Source organism: Stenotrophomonas sp. YJH_SMC_12-1, from assembly GCF_059370935.1.
In genome coordinates, this window is the sequence record NZ_JCAFUD010000002.1 from 553138 (window position 1) to 573425 (window position 20288).

Here is a 20288-nt window from a genome sequence, read left to right on the forward strand (position 1 = left end):
TGCGCATTGGGGAATGTTCATGGACGTACAGGCAGGCGGCAACGCGCCGCCCACGAAATGGGGATGGCGTTATCTGGCGTGGGCCGGGGTGCCGTTGCTGGCCGGCGTGCTGCTGGCGCGGTATGCCGGGCCGGCGGCCCCCGAGATGGTCGCCCGTGCCACGGTTGCTGCCGAAGGCAGCTGGGCGCAGCATCTGGCGTCACCGCTGGGCCTCTTCCTGCTGCAGCTGCTGGTGCTGTTGCTGGTAGCCAAGGGCGCCGGTGCATTGCTGAAGCGGCTGGGCCAGCCGGCGGTGATTGGCGAGATGGCGGCCGGCCTGATGATGGGCCCGCTGGTGCTCGGCAGCCTGCTGCCGCAGTTGCATGGTGCGCTGTTCCCGGTCAGTTCGCTGGGCCCGCTGGGCATGCTCAGCCAGCTGGGCGTGCTGATGTTCCTGCTGGTGGCCGGTGCCGAGCTGGACCTGGCGGCACTGCGCGGCCGCCGGCGTTTCGCCTTCACGGTCAGCCATGCCGGCATCGCGGTGCCGTTCGTGCTCGGCGTCGCGTTGGCGATCTGGCTGTATCCGCAGCACGGCCCGCAGGGCGTGGGCTTCACTGCCTTCGCACTTTTCGTCGGCATCTCGATGAGCATCACCGCGTTCCCGGTGCTGCTGCGCATCCTTGCCGACCGCGGCATCGCGCAGACGTCGCTGGGGCAGACCGCCATCGCCTGCGCGGCATTGGGCGATGCCACCGCATGGTGCCTGCTGGCACTGATCGTGGCGGCTGCACAGGCCAGTGGATGGCTGCCGGCCAGCCTCAACCTGCTGTGCGTGGTCGCCTTCGTGGCGCTGATGCTGGGGCTGGTGAAGCCGTGGTTTGCCCGCCAGCAGATCGCGCCGGGCCGTGAAGGACGCTGGCTGCTCGGCATCCTGCTGCTGTCGCTGGGCAGTGCCCTGATCACCGAAATGCTAGGCATCCACGCGCTGTTCGGTGCCTTCGCGGCGGGCGTCGCGGTATCGTCCAACGCGCAGCTGCGCGACCTGTTGATGGCCCGCGTCGAACCGTTTGCGGTGACCCTGCTGCTGCCGTTGTTCTTCGCCGTGACCGGCCTTCGCATGCGCGCCGATGCACTGCAGGCCAGCGACATCGTGTTGTGCGGGGTGGTGATCGCGGTGGCCACGGTGGGCAAGCTGCTGGGCACCTTCAGTGCTGCACGCAGTGCCGGCATGCCCACGCGCGAGGCGTGGCGGTTGGGCGCGCTGATGAACACCCGTGGCCTGATGGAGCTGATCGTGCTCAACCTGGGTTACGAGCTGGGCCTGCTCGGCGACCGCCTGTTCGCCGTGCTGGTGGTCATGGCGCTGGTGACCACGGCGATGACCGGGCCGCTGCTGAACCTGATCGAGCGTCGCAGGGCTTGAGCGTTGAACGGTGGTGCCGGCCGCTGGCCGGCATCCACGCAGGTGTGCCCAGCAACAAGAGGTTGCCGGCCAGCGGCCGGCACTACCGCGCCGGCACCAGTGTCATCACGTGCTGTGCCTTGCCGGGCAGGAAGGGCGTCGGCCGTCCATGCACCCAGTCCTCGTGGCCGGCGCCCCAGTAGGGTGACAGTGGATGGCCGCTCTGGCCGCCCGGCATGTGCACGATGCCGTCGGCCTCGTGGCCGGGCGAGACCACCATGCGCTCGGAAGCACCGAAGTTCGGCGTCTGCACGCGTGGCATGTCACGGTCGCCGGGCAGCTGGTCGGCGGGCATGCACAGCCAGCGCTTGGCGATGCCCGGCAGCGCCCGTGCGATGGGGTGGCAGATCGCCGCAGTGTTGCGTTCGCCCCAGGTGCGCTTGGACAGCGGTCCCTGCTTGGCCAGCTGGCTCTCGGTACGGCGTGCCGCGTCGATCAGCAGCGTATCCCAGCTGTCGAAGGCCGGTGGCAGCAGATGGGCCGGACGCTGTTGCAGCATCGGCCAGGCCACGCCTTCCAGCTGCGCCAGTCGCGGGTCGAGGTAGTCATCACCCAGCTGCGCATTGGCCGGTGCCAGCAGTGCATCGGACAACGTCTCCATCACCTGGGTGCGGAATTCACGTACTACCCGGTAGCTGACCGAACTGGCCGCGGCACGACCGCCCCATTGATGGCTGACTTCCTTCAAACGCTTCAGTGCAGGGTCGTCACTGCGCTCGATGACGTCGTGCAGCAGTGCCCACCAGCGCTGCAGGAACACCGCGCGATCGTCGAGCTGGATCGCCAGCAGATCGTGCTCGTCGAAACGGTCCTGGATGGCGAGCAGATCGCGGATCTGCCGCGCGCGGGCGCCAAGGTCATAACCACCGTTGCCGACATTGGCCAGTGCCTCGCCGTCGAGGACGCGGCCGTTGGCGGTCCACAGGCGATGGTTCGGTGGGTCGATCAATGCCGGCGATGCGTCGCTGCGGATCGGCCAAGGGGCGCAGTCCTGGTTGTTGGCGGCGGTGAAGCCGGCCGGTGCACAGCCCGGACCGCGGTCGGGGCGGGCGCCGATCAGGCGCCAGGCGATGCGTCCGCTGCGGTCGCCGACCACCAGGTTCTGTGCGGGGATGCCGGCGTGGTCGGCGAACTGCAGGGCACTGTCCAGGTCACCGGCGCGGGCCAGGTCACCGAAGTCCAGGCGCACCGCGCCGGGCAGGTGGGCGACCCAGCGCAGCGCGTCGCCGCTGCCATCGGCATGCGTGTGCAGGATCGGCCCCCAGTCGGTTTCGTGCACCGGGAACAGCACGTCGGCCTGGCCGGCCACCGCAATCCGCTCTTCATGCACGGTCACTGCGGCGTTGGCTGGTTCAGTGCGGTAATCGGCGGTGTCTATGTAACTGTTGGTGAAGCCCCAGGCGACGTGGCCGTTGCTGCCGACGATCACCGCTGGCAGGCCGGGCAGTGAGAAGCCGGTGACGTCAACCTGTCCGCTCGCGGCCTGCGGGTCGGGGTAGCGCAGGCGCACGCGGAACCACAGACCCGGCGCGCGCAGGCCGAGATGCATGTCGTCGGCGACGATCGCGCGACCGTCGGCGGTGAGCGCGCCGGCCACGGCGAAGTTGTTGCTGCCGATGACATCGGCCTCTTCCTGCTCGGTGCCCGGTTTCGCGTGCAATGTGCGCAGATCCAGCTGGCTGGCATCGGGCAGGGCAGCGTTGCCGGTGGGTTCGCCGAACAGCGGCGCATCCCATTCGGTGCCGTCGTGGGCGATCAATGCGTACAGCGCCGGCGGCACCACTGCGCGGATGCGGCTCAGTGCAAGCTCGGTCTGGTTGCCGGGGTCCTGCAGGTCGGCGTACATGGCCAGCCCGGTCAGCACGCTGTCGCTGGCCTGCCACGGTTGCGGCGACTGCTGCAGCAGCAGGTAGGCCCATGGCCGCACGGAGAGGCCGGCCAGGCCCTCATTGACCCCACCGACATAGGCGCTCACGGCGTCGACGTTGTCGCCCAGCGCAGCCTGCATGTTCGCCTCGGTGCGCGCGCGCAGCCGATGCACGCGCATGCGCTTGTCGGCATCGATCGCCTTCGGGCCAAACAGTGCGGACAGTTCGCCGGCCGCGCTGCGGCGCATCAGGTCCATCTCGAAATAGCGTTCCTGCGCATGCACGCGGCCCAATGCGCGCATCGCGTCGGCCTGGCTGGTGGCGGTGATGGTGACCACGCCCAGCGCATCGCGCTCGATGGTGACCGGCCTGGCCAGGCCGGGCAGCGCATGCTCGCCGTCCAGGTCGGCCAGGCTGCCGCGCAGCAGCAGCCACAGGACCAGTGCGGTGACCAGCACGATGGCGACCAACACGCCCAGCACCCAACGCCATGTACGTCGCATCGCACGTCCTTTCCGAACTCGTGGGCCGATTGTAGCCGCAGGCGCAACTGCGACTGATTCCGATTAGATCACCGTATTTTGAAATGCGGCACCCTATGCCGCATCGATTCACAGGAGCCCCCCATGAAAGGCAACCCGGACGTCATCGCCTGCCTGAAGGAACTGCTGCGCGGCGAGCTTGCTGCCCGCGACCAGTACTTCATCCATTCCCGCCGCTACGAGGACCAGGGCCTGTTCGCGCTGTACGAACGCCTGAACCACGAGATGGAAGAGGAAACCCAGCACGCCGATGCGCTGCTGCGCCGGATCCTGTTCCTGGGCGGCGACCCGGACATGCGCCCGCATGCCACCGAGCCGGGCAAGACCGTGGAAGAGATGCTGCAGAAGGATCTCGACACTGAATACGCGGTTCGGAACAATCTCGCCGCCGGCATGAAGCTGTGCGAGGAGAAGGGTGACTACGTGAGCCGCGACATCCTGCTGGCGCAGCTGAAGGACACCGAGGAAGACCACGCCTGGTGGCTGGAGCAGCAGCTGGGCCTGATCAAGCGCATCGGCCTGGAGCTGTACCAGCTGAGCAAGATCGACGGCAACGGCGCCCCGGCGCACTGAGCCGGCACCGCGCTTCGCTAGAGCCGACCGCTGGTCGGCTGCTTTTTGCAGAGCAGCCGACCAGCGGTCGGCTCTACCAGGCGCACAAAGCAATGTCGCCCGCCAGCACCGGAGCACCGCCAGCCAGCCTTCGCCAGCCAGCTGCTCCATCGCCCGCCAGCCGACAACGAAAAAGCCGGGGAATGCCCCGGCTTTTTCGTGTCCGGGGTCGGATCCGTTTTCAACGAAAACGGCTCTGACCCCATTGGGATCGAAAACGCCAACCGAGGTTGGCGTTTGCCGGGGGTAATGCGTGTCAACCAAGGTTGACACCCACCTCAACCAAGGTTGACACCCACCAGGGGCAGGGCCCAGCCCTTATTCCACCGACAACCCTTCCACCTTCTGCCAGCCGCGCGGCAGCAGGTGGCCGCGGGTGGCGCGGGCGCCGAGGTAGGCGTCGAGCTCGTTGAACTTCAGCCCCATCGTGCGCTGACCGCTGCGCACCTGCAGGGTCTGCCCCGGGCTGATCGCCACGATGGCGACCACGCGTTCAGTGGCGAGCTTGGCCTTCGGGATCTCGATGATCTTGTTGCCCTTGCCCTTGTCCAGTTCCGGCAGGTCGTTGGCGGCGATCGCCAGCAGGTTGCCGGAACTGGTCACCGCCACGATGCGGTCGGTGGCCACGTTGGCGACCATCGACGGGGTGAGCACCGACGAGCCGGACGACAGGTTCAGCATCGCCTTGCCGGCCTTGTTGCGACCGATCAGGTTCTCGAAGCGGGTGACGAAGCCGTAGCCATGGCTGGAGGCCAGCACGAAGCGGGCATCCGGCTCGGCACTGGCCAGGGTCACGAAGCTGGTACCCGCTGCCGGCGAGAAGCGGCCGGTCAGCGGCTCGCCGTTGCCACGCGCGGAGGGCAGGGTGTGCACCGGCGTCGAGTAGGCGCGGCCCTCGCTGTCGAGGAACGCGACCTGCTGGGTGCTGCGCGCACGCACCGCGCCCTGCAGTGCATCACCGTCGCGGTAGGACAGGGCGGACGCATCGACGTCATGGCCCTTGGCGGCACGGATCCAGCCCTTTTCCGACAGCACCACGGTCATCGGCTCGCTCGGCACCAGCTCGGTCTCGTCGATGGCCTGCGCGGCCTGGCGCTGCACCAGCGGCGAACGGCGCGCGTCGCCGAACTTCTTGGCGTCGGCCGTCAGTTCGTCGCGGATCAGCTTCTTCAGCTTGGCCTTGCTGTCGAGGATGCCGAGGATCTTCTCGCGTTCCTTGGCCAGCTCGTCCTGCTCGCCGCGGATCTTCATCTCCTCCAGGCGGGCCAGCTGCTTCAGCTTGGTTTCCAGGATGTACTCGGCCTGTTCCTCGGACAGGCCGAAGCGCGCGATCAGCGCCGCCTTCGGTTCGTCCTCGGTACGGATGATGTGGATCACCTCGTCCAGGTTGAGGAAGGCGACCAGCAGGCCTTCCAGCAGGTGCAGGCGGCGCTCGACCTTCTGCAGGCGGTGCTGCAGGCGGCGGGTGACGGTGTTGCTGCGGAAGGTCAGCCATTCGCTGAGCAGCATCTTCAGGTTCTTCACCTGCGGACGGCCGTCCAGCCCGATCACGTTGAGGTTGACGCGGTAGCTGCGCTCCAGGTCCGTGGTCGCGAACAGGTGGCCCATCAGCTGGTCGGCGTCGACGCGGTTGGAACGTGGCACCAGCACCACGCGCACCGGGTTGGCGTGGTCGGATTCGTCGCGGATGTCTTCCAGCCACGGCAGCTTCTTGGCGCGCATCTGCGCGGCGATCTGCTCGATCACCTTCGACGGCGACACCTGGAACGGCAGCGCCGTCACCACGATGTTGTTGGCTTCCTTGTTGAAGGTCGCACGCGCACGCACGCTGCCGTTGCCGGTCTCGTAGATGTTCCGCAGATCGTTGGCGGCGGTGATGATCTCGGCGCTGGACGGGTAGTCCGGGCCCTGCACGTGCTCGCACAGGTCGCGCACGGTCGCATCGGGGTTGTCCAGCAGGTGCAGCAGTGCGCTGACGATCTCGTTGAGATTGTGCGGCGGCACGTCGGTGGCCATGCCCACGGCGATGCCGGTGGTGCCGTTCAGCAGCAGGTGCGGCAGCCGCGCTGGCATCCAGGTCGGTTCCTGCAGGGTGCCGTCGAAGTTCGGTGCCCAGTCGGTGGTGCCCTGGCCCAGTTCGCCCAGCAGCACTTCGGCGATCGGGGTCAGCTTGGATTCGGTGTAACGCATCGCCGCGAACGACTTCGGGTCATCGCTGGAGCCGAAGTTGCCCTGGCCCTCGATCAGCGGGTAGCGGTACGAGAACGGCTGCGCCATCAGCACCAGCGCCTCGTAGCACGCGCTGTCGCCGTGCGGGTGGTACTTACCGATGACGTCACCGACGGTGCGCGCGGACTTCTTCGGCTTGGACGCAGCATTCAGGCCCAGCTCGCTCATCGAATAGATGATGCGGCGCTGCACCGGCTTCAGGCCGTCGCCGATGAACGGCAGGGCGCGGTCCAGGACCACGTACATCGAGTAGTCGAGGTAGGCGCGTTCGGCGTACTCGCGCAGCGGCAGTTGTTCGAATCCGTGGAACACGGGGCGGGCAAGTTCGGTCATGCGGCGTTGTTACCTATGTCGGGAGGCGGCGACGGCGGTCGCCGCTCGCAATCCTGTGATTATCCGGATGCGGCGGGGGATGCCAAGCCACGTGCAGGGTCCAGCCCGGTTTCGAGGCCATGCCCGGCCCGCGCCAGATAGCGCCCCGGTGGCAGCCCGAAGTGGCGGCGGAACACGGTGACGAAGGCACTGGCACTGCTGAAGCCCAGTGCATGGGCGATGTCGGCCACGCTGCGGCCATCGGTCAGCTGGCGCAGGGCTTCGGACAGGCGGGCCTGTTGCCGCCACTGGGCGAAGCTGAGCGTGGTCTCGTCGCGGAAGTGACGGGTCAGGCTGCGCGGCGACAGGCCGGCCCAATGCGCCCATTCGGCCAGGCTGCGCTCGTCGGACGGGTCGGCCAGCAGCTGCGAGGCGATCTTCAGCAGGCGCCGGTCGTGCGGCATCGGCAGGTGCATGCGCTGGCGCGGCGCGGTGCGGATCTCGTCCAGCAGCACCTCGATGATGTGCTGGCGCTCGGGCGTGGTGTCATAGCCCAGTGGCCATTCGCAGATGCGGTCGGCCAGCGCCTGCGCCAGCTTGGACAGGCCCAGTACGCAGGGATCGGCGGGCAGGGTGGCGCAGGCCGGCGCGGCCAGTGCCATGCCCCAACCGCGCAGCGGACCATCCAGGGTCACCGTATGCGGCTCCAGCGGCGGCATCCAGCCGGCCGAGCCCGGCGCCAGCGACCACGTCCCGTGCGAGGTGCGGGTGGTCAGCAGGCCACGCTCGACACAGATCAGCTGGGCGCGCTGGTGGTGGTGCCAGTCCACTTCCCGGACCAGCCCCTGCGGGCTGTCGAAGCGGAAAGCGACCACCGGTGGGCCATCGTTGCGCTCGAACCAATCCAGTGCGTCGTCCCTGAGCAGGCGCTTGGGAGCGGGAATTTCTGCCTTGTTCATCATGTCCGCTGGCTGAAATGTGTCATCCATTGGCTGAATTGTACTACCGGGCCACCTGACCAGATCATTAAGGTAGGCGCCTTCATTGATCCAGCCCACTGCTGCAACACAGCATTCGATGCCAGATCGAATATTTCCATTGAGAAATATTTTTTTTGGAAGAGAATGCTCCCCCATGATCTGTCCTGCAACCACTCCCCCCAGCTTCGGGCTGCTGCTGCGCCAGGTGCGCGACGGCCTGGTCCGGCAACTCGACGCGTCCATGGCTGAAGAAGACCTGGGGATCGGCTTCACCCACTACATCGGGTTGAAGGTGCTCTCGCACATGGCCCCGTGCACGGCCAACGAACTGGCCCAGGCCATCGACCAGGTACCCAGCGCAGTCACCCGCCTGCTGGACAAGCTCGAGGCACTGGGCTGCGTCCTCCGCGAACCGCATGCGCAGGACCGGCGTGCGCTGCAGATCGTGCTGACCGATGAAGGCCGCGCATTGTGGGCGCGGTTGAAGCTGCGTGGCGACGCGGTGATGGATTACGCCCTGCGTGATCTTTCCGCCGACGAGCGCACGCTGCTGCTGTCCCTCCTTACCCGAATCCGCGATTCCCTGACGACCCCATGAACCCGATCCCGCATTCCACTCTCCGCCGGTCCGGGCGCGCGCTGCTGGTGTCAGCGCTGGCCCTGGCCCTGGCCGCCTGCGCCAGCAGTCGTGGTCTCAACCCGCAGGGCCACGTGCTTGACGTGGACAGCCTGCACAGCGAACGCACCCTGGCCGACACCGACCTGAGCGCCACCGGCTTCCCGGCGCAGGACTGGTGGAAGGCGCTGGGCGATGCGCAGCTGGACGCGCTGGTCGCCGAGGGCCTGGCCGGCCACCCGAGCCTGGACGCCGCAGACGCGCGCCTGCGCCAGGCCCAGGCCCAGGTCGGCACCGCACGTGCCGATGAGCTGCCCAGCCTGTCGGTGTCCGGTGGCTATACCGGGCTGCGCCTGCCTGAGTCGATGGCAGGCAGCGAGATCGGTGGCCATTACGCCGGCAGCAGCCAGGTCGCCTTCGACTTCAGCTATGGCGTGGACCTGTGGGGCGGCAAGCGCGCCGCCTGGGAAGCCGCCGTGGATGGCGCGCATGCCGCCACTGTCGAGGCGCAGGCGGCCCGCCTGAACCTGTCCACCGGCATCACCCAGGCCTATGCCGACCTCGCCTATGCGTGGCAGCTCAACGATGTGGCCGAGGAAGAGCTGGCCCGTTCGCAGAAGTCGCTGGAACTGACCCGCCAGCGCCGCCGCGCCGGCATCGACAGTGACCTGCAGGTGCGCCAGGCCGAGGCCCGCGTGCCGGCCGCCCAGCAGCAGGTGCAGGCTGCGCAGCAGCGGATCGACGCGGCCCGCACCGCACTGGCCGCGCTGGTCGGCAAGGGCCCGGACCGTGGCCTGTCGATCCAGCGCCCGCAGCCGCTGAACCCGGTGGCGCTGCAGCTGCCGGGCGTGCTGCCCAGCGAACTGCTGGGCCGTCGCCCCGACATCGTTGCCGCACGCTGGCGCGTTGAAGCGGCCGACAAGCAGATCAAGGTTGCCAAGACCAGGTTCTACCCGAGCTTCAACCTGACCGCGCTGGCCGGCGTGGTCGCTCCGAACGTGGGCGACCTGCTGAAGAGCAGCTCCACCTTCGCCTACATCGGCCCGGCGCTGAGCCTGCCGATCTTCGAAGGCGGCAAGCTGCGCGCCAACCTGGCCAACACTGATGCGCAGTACGACCTGGCGGTGGCCAACTACAACCAGGCCGTGCTCGACGCACTGCGCGACGTCGCCGACCAGGTCAACGCGGTGCGCTCGCTGGCGCAGCAGGCGCACTCGCAGCAGCAGGCGGTCGATACCGCACGCTCGGCCTTCGACCTGGCCCAGCAGCGTTACCGCGCCGGCATCGGCAGCTACCTGGACGTGCTGACCGCGCAGTCCACCCTGCTGCAGTCGCAGCAGCAGCTGGCCGGCCTGCAGTCGCAGCAGGTGCAGTCCTCGGTGCGCCTGAGCAAGGCGCTGGGCGGTGGTTTCCAGCCCGCTGACGCCGACCGCGCACCGATCGCCTCCCATTCCGATTCCTCGCATTCCTGAAGACGCCCGCCATGAGCCAGACCCAAGACACCGCGGCCCCGGCCGCCCCCAACCGCCGCGGCAACCTGCTGCGCGGCCTGTTCGTGATCGTCGTGCTGCTGCTTGCCGCACTGGCGCTGTGGTACTTCATGTTCGGCCGTTGGTTCGAAGAGACCGACGATGCCTACGTGCAGGGCAACCAGGTGCAGATCACCCCGCTGGTGGCCGGTACCGTGGTCGCCATCAACGCCGATGACGGCATGCGCGTGGAGCGCGGCCAGCTGCTGGTGCAGCTGGACCCGTCCGACACCGCGGTGGCACTGCAGCAGGCCGAAGCCAACCTGGCCAAGACGGTGCGCCAGACCCGTGGTCTGTACCGCAGCGTGGAAGGCGCCCAGGCGGACTTGAACGCCCGCCAGGTGACCCTGAAGCGCGTGCGCGAAGACTTCGCCCGCCGCAAGGACCTGGCCGCCACCGGCGCCATCTCCAACGAAGAACTGGCCCACGCCCGTGACGAGCTGGCTGCCGCCGAAGCGGCCGTGGCCGGCTCGCGCGAGACCGTCGAGCGCAACCGCGCGCTGGTCGACGACACCGTGATCGCCACCCAGCCGGACGTGCAGGCGGCTGCCGCGCAGCTGCGCCAGGCCTTCCTCAACAACGCCCGCGCCGGCATCGTCGCGCCGGTCACCGGCTACGTCGCCCGGCGTTCGGTGCAGGTCGGCCAGCGCGTGCAGCCGGGCAATGCCCTGATGGCCGTGGTGCCGACCGAGCAGATGTGGGTCGAGGCCAACTTCAAGGAAACCCAGCTGCGCCACATGCGCCTGGGCCAGGAAGTGGAACTGAAGTCGGACCTGTACGCCGGTGACGTGAAGTACAAGGGCCGCATCCAGAGCCTTGGCCTGGGCACCGGCTCCGCGTTCTCGCTGCTGCCGGCGCAGAACGCCAGCGGCAACTGGATCAAGATCGTGCAGCGCGTGCCGGTGCGCATCGCCATCGATGCCAAGCAGCTGGCCGAACACCCGCTGCGCATCGGCCTGTCGATGAAGGCTGAAGTGAGCCTGCGCGACCAGAAGGGCGAAGTGCTGCCGAGCACTCCGGCCAAGGGCACGGTGTTCGACACCGACGTGTATGCCAAGCAGTTGCATGATGCCGACGAGGTGATCCACACGATCATCCAGGGCAACCTGCCGCAGCAGCAGGCGAAGGTGGGCTGAGGTCGCCATGTCCGCACAAGCTCCAGCCGCGCCCGGCGCTCCGGGCGCACCGGCGGCGCCGGGTGCGGCCTCCGGGTTCCTGCCGCCCAGCGTCGCACTGTGCACCGTGGGCCTGGCGATGGCCTCGTTCATGCAGGTGCTCGACACCACCATCGCCAACGTCTCGCTGCCGACCATCGCCGGCAATCTCGGCGCCAGTTCGCAGCAGGCGACCTGGGTCATCACCTCGTTCGCGGTCAGCACGGCCATCGCGCTGCCGCTGACCGGCTGGCTCAGCCGCCGTTTCGGCGAACGCAAGCTGTTCGTCTGGGCCACGCTGGCCTTCGTCATCACCTCGCTGCTGTGCGGCCTGGCGCAGAGCATGGGAATGCTGGTGCTGTCGCGTGCGCTGCAGGGGTTCGTGGCCGGCCCGATGTACCCGATCACGCAGTCGCTGCTGGTCTCGATCTATCCGCGCGAGAAACGCGGGCAGGCATTGGCACTGCTGGCGATGATCACGGTGGTTGCGCCGATCTGTGGCCCGATCCTCGGTGGCTGGATCACCGACAACTACAGCTGGGAGTGGATCTTCCTGATCAACGTGCCGCTGGGCATCTTCGCTGCGCTGGTGGTGGGCAACCAGCTGAAGGGGCGCCCGGAGCAGATCGAGAAGCCGAAGATGGACTACGTCGGCCTGGTCACCCTGGTGATCGGCGTCGGTGCGCTTCAGCTGGTCCTCGACCTGGGCAACGACGAGGACTGGTTCTCGTCGATGAAGATCGTGGTGCTGGCCTGCGTGGCGGTGGTGACGCTGACGGTGTTCCTGATCTGGGAGCTGACCGACAAGGATCCGATCGTTGACCTGAAGCTGTTCCGGCACCGCAACTTCCGCGCCGGTACGCTGGCGATGGTGGTGGCCTACGCGGCGTTCTTCAGCGTGGCGCTGCTGATCCCGCAGTGGCTGCAGCGTGACATGGGCTACACCGCGATCTGGGCGGGCCTGGCGACGGCGCCGATCGGCATCCTGCCGGTGATCATGACCCCGTTCGTGGGCAAGTATGCGTCGCGCTTCGATATGCGCATGCTGGCCACGGTCGCGTTCATCGTGTTGTCGATGACCAGCTTCCTGCGATCGAACTTCAACCTGCAGGTGGACTACATGCACGTGGCCGGCGTACAGCTGATCATGGGCATCGGCGTCGCGCTGTTCTTCATGCCGGTGCTGCAGATCCTGCTGTCGGACCTGGATGGACGCGAGATCGCGGCGGGCTCCGGCCTGGCCACGTTCCTGCGTACGCTGGGTGGCAGTTTCGCGGCGTCGCTGACGACGTGGCTGTGGGCGCGGCGCACCCAGGTGCACCATGCCGACCTGACCGAGCATATCTCGGCCTATCAGCCGGGCATGCAGGACCAGGTCACGGCGATGGGGCAGGGCGACCTGCAGCACGGCGCAGCGGTACTGAACAACATGATCAACCACCAGGCATCGCAGATGGGCTTCAACGACATCTTCTTCCTGCTGGGCTGGATCTTCCTGGCGATCATTACGTTCCTGTGGCTGGCCAAGCCGCCATTCGGCGCAGGTGCGGGTGCAGCCGCCGGTGGTGGACACTGAAACTCCCTGGAAACACCGTGCTGTATTTTGACCCCGCCGCGAGGCGGGGTTTTTGTTGGGGCGACGCTGGTCGCGCGGGCATTGCCCTCGGGGTGGTGCAACGGCGCAGGTTCAGCGCGTGCGATAGACGCGTTTGAACACCACCCGGTCGGAAGACCATCGGGAAATGGCCCAGATCCCCGCCACAAGTATGGCGCCGCATGCGAGCCAGCCGGCAGTGGCCTGAAATCGGCTGCCGACAAGTGCGCCGCAGATGATGGCGGCGACAAAGACAAGCATTACGGCCTCCTTTGATGCGCCGTAGTGGACCTCGGCCTGGCATCCCACGCATACGCTTACGCCGTGGTTCGAGCCGGTATGGCAGTGTGGGCAGATGATGCTGCGCTGCATTGGTGCGTCCTTTGGGGGAGAGGAGGGGCGCTGGTCAGGTCGTGGCGATACACCTGCAACCGGCTCCCGCAAATCTGCCTCCCACCGAAAAGGAATCGGGTGGATCTCGACTAGGAAAAGTACGAATTGAACGGGGAACGTGAAATGCGCCCCAAAAGGGGGCCGTTCAAGGTCTGGTGACGACGCGCCAGGAGGAGGTATGCACCCGCAGACGACGCCCGGACGGTGCGAGATACGACAGTCCGAGTGGCGGTTGCGATGCCAGGATCGCCAAACCCCGGAAACGAAAAAACCCGCTTTCGCGGGTTTGATCATCTTGAGTCGTGGTGCCCAGGAGAGGACTCGAACCTCCACGGTTTTACCCGCTAGTACCTGAAACTAGTGCGTCTACCAATTCCGCCACCTGGGCGACTCAGGAGATGAATTGTGCGGGACGGCAGAGAGTGTGTCAACAACATTTCACACATTTTTCTGCGGCTGCACGCCCAGGTGAAGCAGCAGGCTGCGCATCGCCGGTGACAGCTGCGCCCATCCGGCGAAACAGGCGCACAGGCGGCGCTGTGCCCACGCATCTGCAAGCGGAACCGCAACAGTACGGGTATTGCGTCGATGATGGCGGGCGATGGTGCGCGGCACGATGCCGACACCAATGCCGTGGCCGACCATGATGCAAACGCCTTCGAAGGTCTTCATGCGGATGCGCACGTCCAGGCGTCGCCCGATGCCGCGTGCCTGGTCTTCGATGTAGGCCTGCAGTGCATTGCCGTCGGCCAGCGCGACGAAGGTCTCGCCGGCAACATCGGCGAAGGCCACGCTGCGCCGCGATGCGAACCGGTGTTCCGCGGGCAGCAGCATCACCAGTGGATCTTCGGCGACCACGTGCTGCTGCAGGCCGGCAGCGTCGACCGCATCACTGATGATGCCGGCTTCGGCCTGGCCAGCGTTGATCGCACGCACGACTTCGGGGCTGGTGCGCTCCAGCAGTTCCACGTGCAGGCGCGGGCGTTCGGCCAGCCACGGTGCCAGCCGCGAAGGCAGGTAGTTGGTCAGTGCTGCGGTGTTGGCATACAGATGCAGTGTGCCGCGCGCGCCGTGCGCGAACGCCTGCAGTTCACCGCGCAGCTGCGCCTGCTGCTGCAGGATCAATCGTGCATGGTGGGCGAGGGCGGCGCCGGCTTCGGTCAGGCTGACGCCGCGGGGGTGCCGGTTCAACAACGCGGTGCCGGCATCGGCTTCGATCGTGCGCAGGCGTTCGCTGGCCGACGCCAGTGCCAGGTTTGCCTGCGCTGCGCCGGCCGTGATGCTGCCCGCCTCGGCAATCGCCAGGAACAGGCGCAGGTCGGCGATATCCATCCGCATGTGATGCCCTCATCGCAACGGCTGCGCCTTCGGATCAGCCGAAGGCAAGGCCGGAAACACCGCATTGTGCGCCGAGCGGCCGGCCGATCCAATGAAGGCATGAATGAATCGATGTACTTCTACGTGCTGCTGGTGGTGGTGTTCGTGCTGGCCGGTGTGGTCAAGGGTGTGACTGGGATGGGGTTGCCGACGGTGGCGATGGGGCTGCTGGGCAGCACGCTGTCGCCGGTGTCGGCCGCGTCGATGCTGTTCATTCCCACTTTCGTCACCAATGCGTGGCAGCTGTTGTCCGGGCCGTCACTGGACCGCATCGTGCGGCGCCTGTGGCCGATGATGCTGGCCGTGGTGGTGGTGACGCTGGGCTCGGCGGCGCTGCTGGTGCGGGTCGATCGCACTTGGTCGCGCGTTGCGCTGGGCGTGGCATTGGTGGTCTATGCCGCCTATGCGTTGCTTGCGCCGGTGTTCCGCGTGCAGCAGCGGCGCGAGCGTTGGCTGGGGCCGCTGGTGGGTGCGTTGTCGGGCGTGGTGACCGGCGCCACCGGCGTGTTCGTGATGCCGGCGGTGCCGTACCTGCAGTCGCTGGGGTTGCAGCGCGAGGAGCTGGTGCAGGCGCTGGGGCTGGCGTTCACGGTGTCAACGGTTTCGCTGACCGCCGGCCTGGTGCTGCACGGCGCATTCGGCATCCAGCAGCTGGGGCTGAGTGCGCTGACGGTGCTGCCGGCATTGCTGGGCATGTGGCTGGGGCAGGTGATCCGGCAGCGCATCAGTGCGCGGGTGTTCCGGGGCTGCTTCCTGGGTTTCCTGCTGCTGCTCGGGCTGGAACTGGTGCTGCGGCCGCTGCTCTGATGCCGGATTCCGGGCATGAAAAAACCCGCTTTCGCGGGTTTTTCTCATTCTCGACGTGGTGCCCAGGAGAGGACTCGAACCTCCACGGTTTTACCCGCTAGTACCTGAAACTAGTGCGTCTACCAATTCCGCCACCTGGGCGTCGAGGAGCGAGATTATGGGGTGTTGTTACGGGGGTGTCAACACTTTTTCTGGATCCGGTGTCGGACCTCGTTTCGCGTGCGGAGCGGGCTCTGACCCCATCTCACTCGCTTGGGGGCAGTGCCCTTTCCTTCGAAAAGAGATCCGACCCCGCTGCTGGATTGCAGGCAAAAAAAATCCCCGCCGAAGCGAGGAGTTTTTTCGTTGGTGCCCAGGAGAGGACTCGAACCTCCACGGTTTTACCCGCTAGTACCTGAAACTAGTGCGTCTACCAATTCCGCCACCTGGGCGTTCCAGAGGCGCAATTGTGAAGATGAATCCGCAGGCTGTCAACGACTTCCTGAATATTTTTCACGCAAGGCCTTCACGACGGCCACTGACCCGTTCTGCACGCCGTCAACGGCTACCATGTAGGGCGATGACTACCAAAAAACCAAGCAAGGGCGGGAGCACCTCCCGCGGCCAGGCCCCGAAGAAGGGCGCCAAGGCGGGCACGGCCCGCACCACCAAGCCGGGCAAGCCGTTGCCGGGCTGGTTCCCCGAATTGAATGAAGGCGGCGCACCGCCGCGTGGCCGCAAGGTCCGCAGCAGCGACGCACCGGGCCCGGCCCCGGGCCGCAAGTTGCCGCCGACCGGCAAGGTGATCGACGATCCCTATGCCGCCCGCGAAGCAGAGAAGTACGAACAGCCCATCGCCAGCCGCGAAGCCATCCTGGCCCTGCTGGAGCGTTGCGAAGGGCCGCAGACGGCAGAGGAACTGGGCGCACGCCTGGGCCTGACCGCCCCGGACCGTGCCGAAGCACTGTCGCGCCGGCTCGGCGCCATGGTCCGCGACGGCCAGCTGGTGCAGAACCGCCGCGGCGGCTTCGCCCCGATCCAGACCCTGAACCTGGTCACCGGCGTGGTGATCGCCAACCCGGAGGGGTTCGGCTTCCTGCGCCCGGTCGAGGGCGGCGACGACCTGTTCCTGCCGCCGTATGAAATGCGCAAGGTCATGCACGGCGACAAGGTGCTGGCCCGCGTGACCGGCATCGACCACCGTGGCCGCCGCGAAGGCAGCATCGCCCGCGTGCTGGAGCGCGGCATGACCCGCCTGATCGGTCGCTTCAGCATCGAGATGGGCATCAACTATGTGGTGCCCGACGACAAGCGCGTGCAGCGCAACGTGCAGGTGCCGCCGGACCAGACCGGTGGTGCGCGCGACGGCCAGCTGGTGGTCTGCGAACTGACCCAGGCGCCGGACAGCCGTCGCCCGCCGATCGGCCGCATCATCGCCGTGCTCGGCGACAAGCTGACCGCCTCGCTGGTGGTGGAGACCGCCATCCACGGCCATGAACTGCCATTCGAGTTCCCGCAGGAAGTGCTGGACGAAGCCGCCTCGGTGCCGCTGGTGGTCGAGCCGGCGATGATCGGCGACCGCGTGGACCTGCGCAGCATGCCGCTGGTCACCATCGATGGCGAGGATGCCAAGGACTTCGACGACGCGGTGTACTGCGAGCCGAATGCCGATGGCTTCCGGCTGGTGGTGGCGATTGCCGATGTCTCCAACTACGTCCGGCCCGGCACGCCACTGGACGAAGAGGCGCAGAAGCGTGCCACCTCGGTGTACTTCCCGGGCTTCGTGGTGCCTATGCTGCCGGAGACGCTGTCCAACGGCATCTGTTCGCTGATGCCGAAGGTCGACCGCATGTGCTTCGTCTGCGACATGCAGATCGACCGCGACGGCCTGGTCACGCATTCGCGCTTCTACGAAGCGGTGATGAACTCGCATGCGCGCCTGACCTACACCCAGGTGTGGAAGGCGGTGGGCGAGGACGATGCCGATACCAAGGCCTGGATGGGTGACCTGCTGCCGCAGGTGCAGCGCCTGCACCAGCTGTACAAGGTCCTGTCCAAGGCGCGTGCCAAGCGTGGCGCCATCGAGTTCGAAAGCAGCGAAGTGCGCTTCGTGCTGGACAACCGCGGTGAAGTGACCCAGGCCGGCATGCTGGTGCGCAACGACGCGCACAAGCTGATCGAGGAATGCATGATCGCGGCCAATGTGGAGGCGGCGAAGTACCTGCTGTCGCGCCATGTGCCGGCCCCGTACCGCATCCACGAGAAGCCGCCGGAAACCAAGTACGCCGACCTGCTGGAATTCCTCAAGGAGTTCAAGCTGAGCCTGCCGCCGTGGTCGAAGGTGCGCCCGGGCGATTACACCAAGCTGCTGAAGAAGATCCGCGACCGCCCCGATGCCACGCTGCTGGAATCGGTGCTGCTGCGCAGCCAGAGCCTGGCGATCTACAGCCCGGAAAACCACGGTCATTTCGGCCTGGCACTGGAGGCGTACGCGCACTTCACCTCGCCAATCCGTCGTTACCCCGACCTGCTGGTACACCGCGCGATCAAGCACGCGTTGTCCGGCAAGCCGCTGGACAAGGTCACCTACAACGCGCGCCAAATGGCTGCGCTGGCGCTGCAGTGCTCCGAGCGCGAGCGCCGTGCCGATGAAGCCGAACGCGAGGTCGACGAGCGTTACCGCGCGGCGTGGATGGAAAAGCACGTGGGTGGCCAGTTCGATGGCGTGATCAGCGGCGTGACCAGCTTCGGCCTGTTCGTGGAACTGGACGAGTCGAAGGTGCAGGGCCTGGTGCACGTGACCCAGCTGCCGCAGGACTATTACAAGTTCGACGCGACCCGCAAGACGCTGACCGGCGAGCGCCGCGGCAGCAGCTACCGGCTGGGTGACCGCGTGCGGATCCTGGTGCTGAAGGCCAGCATGGAAGAGCGCAAGATCGACTTCCGCCTGGTCGAACACAAGGGCGAGGACGAGGGCGACGGCCTGCCGCCGCTGCCGGAGCGTGGCAAGCCGGCCAAGCGGAAGAAAGAGAAATACTGATGACCGTGGTAGTGCCGGCCGCTGGCCGGCATCCATGGCACCCTCGGCACCGACGGGGTGCCGGCCAGCGGCCGGCACCACCAGGAGACATCGCATGCAAGGCCAACCCGAATACAGCGGCGGCTGCCAGTGCGGCGCGATCCGCTTCCAGGTGCGTGGCGCGCTGACCGACAGTTCGATCTGTCATTGCCGGATGTGCCAGAAGGCCTTCGGTGCCTACTACGCACCGCTGGTGTCGGTGCGCGGCGTGCAGTTCAGCTGGACCCGCGGCCAGCCGCGCTATTTCCAGTCCTCCAACGTGGTGCGGCGTGGCTTCTGCGCCGACTGTGGTACGCCATTGACCTACGAGGCGCCCGATGGCGTGGCGGTGGCGGCCGGCGCCTTTGACGAACCCGAGCGCCTGCCGCCGACGATCCAGTACGGGGTCGAGCGCAAGCTGCCGTTCGTCGATACGCTGGCCAACCTGCCGGCCCGTCGTACCGAGGAAGACATCGCGGCGCTGGAGTTCCTGGCCACCATCGTGTCCCATCAGCACCCGGACCACGACACGCCGCACTGGCCGCCGCGCAGCCGGTAACGCCCCTGTAGCGCCGAGCCCAGGCTCGGCTGGCAGGTCGCCGCGGCCTCAGCCCGGCAGCGAGCGCAGGCTCGGCTCAACAGGGGCCCCGCCGCAGCGCCCGGCCCGCCGATGCTCTACCATAGCCACCCCCTTTCCGGTCCCCGCCCGCATGAGCAAGAACAGCCAGTGGATCGTCGGCGTCAACGCCGTCGCCTCCTCCATCGAGAACGACGCCGAGAACGTCCGCGAAGTGCTGGTCGAGGCCGGTGCGAAGAACCCGCGCCTGACCGAGATCGAGGAAAACGCCCGCCGCAAGGGCATCGACGTGCGCAAGGTGAACAGCCAGGCGCTGGACGGTGTCGGCGGTTCGGTACGCCACCAGGGCGTGGCCGCTCGCTATGCCGCCGCCCGCACTTACAGCGAGAACGAGCTGGAGGGCCTGGTCACCGCAGCCGAGGGCAAGGCCCTGCTGCTGGTGCTGGACGAAGTGCAGGACCCGCACAACCTTGGCGCTTGCCTGCGCTCGGCGGCTGCCGCAGGCGCCACTGCCGTGATCATCCCCAAGGACAAGTCGGCCACGGTGAACGCGACCGTGCGCAAGACCTCGGCCGGTGCCGCCGATCTGATCCCGGTGGTGGCGGTGACCAACCTGTCGCGCTGCCTGAAGGACCTGCAGAAGCAGGGCGTGTGGATCTACGGCCTGGCCGGCGAAGCCACCGCTTCGCTCTACCAGCTGGACCTGAAGGGCAACATTGCCCTGGTGCTGGGTGGCGAGGCCGATGGCCTGCGCCGCCTGACCCGCGAGAACTGCGATGGCCTGGTCAAGATCCCGATGCCGGGCGAGATCGAGAGCCTGAACGTTTCCGTCGCCGCCGGCGTCAGCCTGTTCGAGGCCGTGCGCCAGCGCGGTTGATTTCGGGGTCGGTTCCCTTTTCCATGTGCCGTGTCGACCAAGGTCGACATCTACCGGGCCGTTGCCGTGTCGACCAAGGTCGACACCTACCGGGTCGTTGCCGTGTCGACCAAGGTCGACACCTACCGGGTCGTTGCCGTGTCGACCAAGGTCGACACCTACCGGGCCGTTGCCGTGTCGACCAAGGTCGACACCTACCGGATCGTTGCCGTGTCGACCAAGGTCGACACCTACCGGGCCGTTGCCGTGTCGACCAAGGTCGACACCTACCGGGCCGTTGCCGTGTCGACCAAGGTCGACACCTACCGGGCCGTTGCCGTGTCGACCAAGGTCGACACCTACC

At 67.1% G+C, this 20288-nt stretch carries 15 protein-coding genes, 3 tRNA genes and 1 pseudogene; 11 read left to right on the forward strand and 8 right to left on the reverse strand.

The features are described 5' to 3' along the window. Positions 1 to 13: 13 nt before the first annotated feature. Positions 14 to 1402: a cation:proton antiporter domain-containing protein gene (locus tag AC5P8Y_RS06090; protein ID WP_164133216.1), complete on the forward strand. Its 1389-nt coding sequence runs from the start codon at positions 14 to 16 to the stop codon at positions 1400 to 1402. An 82-nt stretch (positions 1403 to 1484) separates the two neighbouring features. Here AC5P8Y_RS06090 and AC5P8Y_RS06095 read toward each other — a convergent pair whose 3' ends face one another. Continuing rightward, entirely contained in the window at positions 1485 to 3812 is a 2328-nt protein-coding gene (locus AC5P8Y_RS06095) for a penicillin acylase family protein (protein ID WP_049431170.1), read from the reverse strand. Between the two features lie 123 nt (positions 3813 to 3935). Between AC5P8Y_RS06095 and bfr the strand changes: the two genes are divergently transcribed. Next, positions 3936 to 4424, forward strand: a complete 489-nt coding sequence (gene bfr / locus AC5P8Y_RS06100; protein ID WP_005408763.1) for a bacterioferritin — start codon at positions 3936 to 3938, stop codon at positions 4422 to 4424. A 357-nt stretch (positions 4425 to 4781) separates the two neighbouring features. Here the strand turns inward: bfr and parC are convergent, their stop codons facing one another. Together parC and AC5P8Y_RS06110 are read right to left on the reverse strand one after the other, a co-directional pair. After that, on the reverse strand, positions 4782 to 7025 hold the full coding sequence (gene parC / locus AC5P8Y_RS06105; RefSeq protein ID WP_005408764.1) for a DNA topoisomerase IV subunit A: 2244 nt from the start codon (positions 7023 to 7025) through the stop codon (positions 4782 to 4784). 59 nt (positions 7026 to 7084) lie between these two features. Continuing rightward, positions 7085 to 7966, reverse strand: a complete 882-nt coding sequence (locus AC5P8Y_RS06110) for a helix-turn-helix domain-containing protein (RefSeq protein ID WP_005408765.1) — start codon at positions 7964 to 7966, stop codon at positions 7085 to 7087. A 172-nt stretch (positions 7967 to 8138) separates the two neighbouring features. Here AC5P8Y_RS06110 and emrR point away from each other — a divergent pair, with 172 nt between their 5' ends. From emrR to emrB, 4 genes are read left to right on the forward strand one after another with little or no spacing between them, the layout of a single operon-like run. Beyond that, positions 8139 to 8582 carry a multidrug efflux system transcriptional regulator EmrR gene (emrR, locus tag AC5P8Y_RS06115; RefSeq protein WP_164133215.1) on the forward strand — a complete coding sequence of 148 codons (444 nt, stop codon included), beginning with the start codon at positions 8139 to 8141 and terminating at the stop codon, positions 8580 to 8582. Next, positions 8579 to 10072 (forward strand): multidrug efflux transporter outer membrane subunit EmrC, encoded by a 1494-nt coding sequence (gene emrC, locus AC5P8Y_RS06120; protein WP_033834101.1) that lies wholly within the window; start codon positions 8579 to 8581, stop codon positions 10070 to 10072. Before emrR ends, emrC begins: the two co-directional genes overlap by 4 nt. An 11-nt stretch (positions 10073 to 10083) precedes the next feature. Next, positions 10084 to 11265 carry a multidrug efflux MFS transporter periplasmic adaptor subunit EmrA gene (gene emrA, locus AC5P8Y_RS06125; protein ID WP_005408768.1) on the forward strand — a complete coding sequence of 394 codons (1182 nt, stop codon included), beginning with the start codon at positions 10084 to 10086 and terminating at the stop codon, positions 11263 to 11265. A gap of 7 nt (positions 11266 to 11272) precedes the next feature. After that, the gene (gene emrB, locus AC5P8Y_RS06130) at positions 11273 to 12859 is read left to right on the forward strand and encodes a multidrug efflux MFS transporter permease subunit EmrB (RefSeq protein WP_005408769.1); all 1587 of its coding nucleotides are present in this window, start codon (positions 11273 to 11275) and stop codon (positions 12857 to 12859) included. A gap of 111 nt (positions 12860 to 12970) precedes the next feature. Here the strand turns inward: emrB and AC5P8Y_RS06135 are convergent, their stop codons facing one another. The 3 genes from AC5P8Y_RS06135 to AC5P8Y_RS06145 form a co-directional block, all read right to left on the reverse strand. Continuing rightward, a complete protein-coding gene (locus AC5P8Y_RS06135) occupies positions 12971 to 13249 on the reverse strand; it encodes a hypothetical protein (protein WP_049453161.1) in 279 nt (92 codons plus the stop codon). Positions 13250 to 13573: 324 nt separating this feature from the next. Beyond that, positions 13574 to 13658: transfer RNA gene (locus AC5P8Y_RS06140), tRNA-Leu, on the reverse strand. 50 nt (positions 13659 to 13708) lie between these two features. Beyond that, positions 13709 to 14608, reverse strand: a complete 900-nt coding sequence (locus tag AC5P8Y_RS06145; protein WP_049452650.1) for a LysR family transcriptional regulator — start codon at positions 14606 to 14608, stop codon at positions 13709 to 13711. A 99-nt stretch (positions 14609 to 14707) separates the two neighbouring features. On the opposite strand from AC5P8Y_RS06145, the gene AC5P8Y_RS06150 reads away from it, so the two are divergent. Next, the gene (locus AC5P8Y_RS06150; RefSeq protein ID WP_111187939.1) at positions 14708 to 15454 is read left to right on the forward strand and encodes a sulfite exporter TauE/SafE family protein; all 747 of its coding nucleotides are present in this window, start codon (positions 14708 to 14710) and stop codon (positions 15452 to 15454) included. Positions 15455 to 15510: 56 nt separating this feature from the next. Here the strand turns inward: AC5P8Y_RS06150 and AC5P8Y_RS06155 are convergent. Both AC5P8Y_RS06155 and AC5P8Y_RS06160 read right to left on the reverse strand, forming a co-directional pair. Continuing rightward, positions 15511 to 15595 (reverse strand) — tRNA-Leu (locus tag AC5P8Y_RS06155). Between the two features lie 205 nt (positions 15596 to 15800). Beyond that, positions 15801 to 15885: transfer RNA gene (locus AC5P8Y_RS06160), tRNA-Leu, on the reverse strand. A gap of 359 nt (positions 15886 to 16244) precedes the next feature. Here AC5P8Y_RS06160 and rnr point away from each other — a divergent pair. The 4 genes and pseudogenes from rnr to AC5P8Y_RS06180 form a co-directional block, all read left to right on the forward strand. Then, positions 16245 to 18473: pseudogene (rnr, locus tag AC5P8Y_RS06165) on the forward strand (ribonuclease R); the annotation flags it as partial. Positions 18474 to 18567: 94 nt separating this feature from the next. Continuing rightward, complete coding sequence (locus AC5P8Y_RS06170) at positions 18568 to 19050, forward strand: GFA family protein (protein WP_049402696.1); 483 nt, start codon at positions 18568 to 18570, stop codon at positions 19048 to 19050. A 151-nt stretch (positions 19051 to 19201) separates the two neighbouring features. Next, on the forward strand, positions 19202 to 19945 hold the full coding sequence (gene rlmB / locus AC5P8Y_RS06175; RefSeq protein ID WP_005408775.1) for a 23S rRNA (guanosine(2251)-2'-O)-methyltransferase RlmB: 744 nt from the start codon (positions 19202 to 19204) through the stop codon (positions 19943 to 19945). Between the two features lie 30 nt (positions 19946 to 19975). Next, the coding region (locus AC5P8Y_RS06180) for a hypothetical protein (RefSeq protein WP_495201859.1) at positions 19976 to 20288 on the forward strand (313 nt) is incomplete at its 3' end.

Coding starts and splice junctions, on each gene's coding strand:
- AC5P8Y_RS06090 (WP_164133216.1), top strand. CDS start 14: ATGTTCATGGACGTACAGGCAGGCGGCAACGCGCCGCCCACGAAATGG.
- AC5P8Y_RS06095 (WP_049431170.1), bottom strand. CDS start 3,812: ATGCGACGTACATGGCGTTGGGTGCTGGGCGTGTTGGTCGCCATCGTG.
- bfr (WP_005408763.1), top strand. CDS start 3,936: ATGAAAGGCAACCCGGACGTCATCGCCTGCCTGAAGGAACTGCTGCGC.
- parC (WP_005408764.1), bottom strand. CDS start 7,025: ATGACCGAACTTGCCCGCCCCGTGTTCCACGGATTCGAACAACTGCCG.
- AC5P8Y_RS06110 (WP_005408765.1), bottom strand. CDS start 7,966: ATGATGAACAAGGCAGAAATTCCCGCTCCCAAGCGCCTGCTCAGGGAC.
- emrR (WP_164133215.1), top strand. CDS start 8,139: ATGATCTGTCCTGCAACCACTCCCCCCAGCTTCGGGCTGCTGCTGCGC.
- emrC (WP_033834101.1), top strand. CDS start 8,579: ATGAACCCGATCCCGCATTCCACTCTCCGCCGGTCCGGGCGCGCGCTG.
- emrA (WP_005408768.1), top strand. CDS start 10,084: ATGAGCCAGACCCAAGACACCGCGGCCCCGGCCGCCCCCAACCGCCGC.
- emrB (WP_005408769.1), top strand. CDS start 11,273: ATGTCCGCACAAGCTCCAGCCGCGCCCGGCGCTCCGGGCGCACCGGCG.
- AC5P8Y_RS06135 (WP_049453161.1), bottom strand. CDS start 13,249: ATGCAGCGCAGCATCATCTGCCCACACTGCCATACCGGCTCGAACCAC.
- AC5P8Y_RS06145 (WP_049452650.1), bottom strand. CDS start 14,608: ATGCGGATGGATATCGCCGACCTGCGCCTGTTCCTGGCGATTGCCGAG.
- AC5P8Y_RS06150 (WP_111187939.1), top strand. CDS start 14,708: ATGAATGAATCGATGTACTTCTACGTGCTGCTGGTGGTGGTGTTCGTG.
- AC5P8Y_RS06170 (WP_049402696.1), top strand. CDS start 18,568: ATGCAAGGCCAACCCGAATACAGCGGCGGCTGCCAGTGCGGCGCGATC.
- rlmB (WP_005408775.1), top strand. CDS start 19,202: ATGAGCAAGAACAGCCAGTGGATCGTCGGCGTCAACGCCGTCGCCTCC.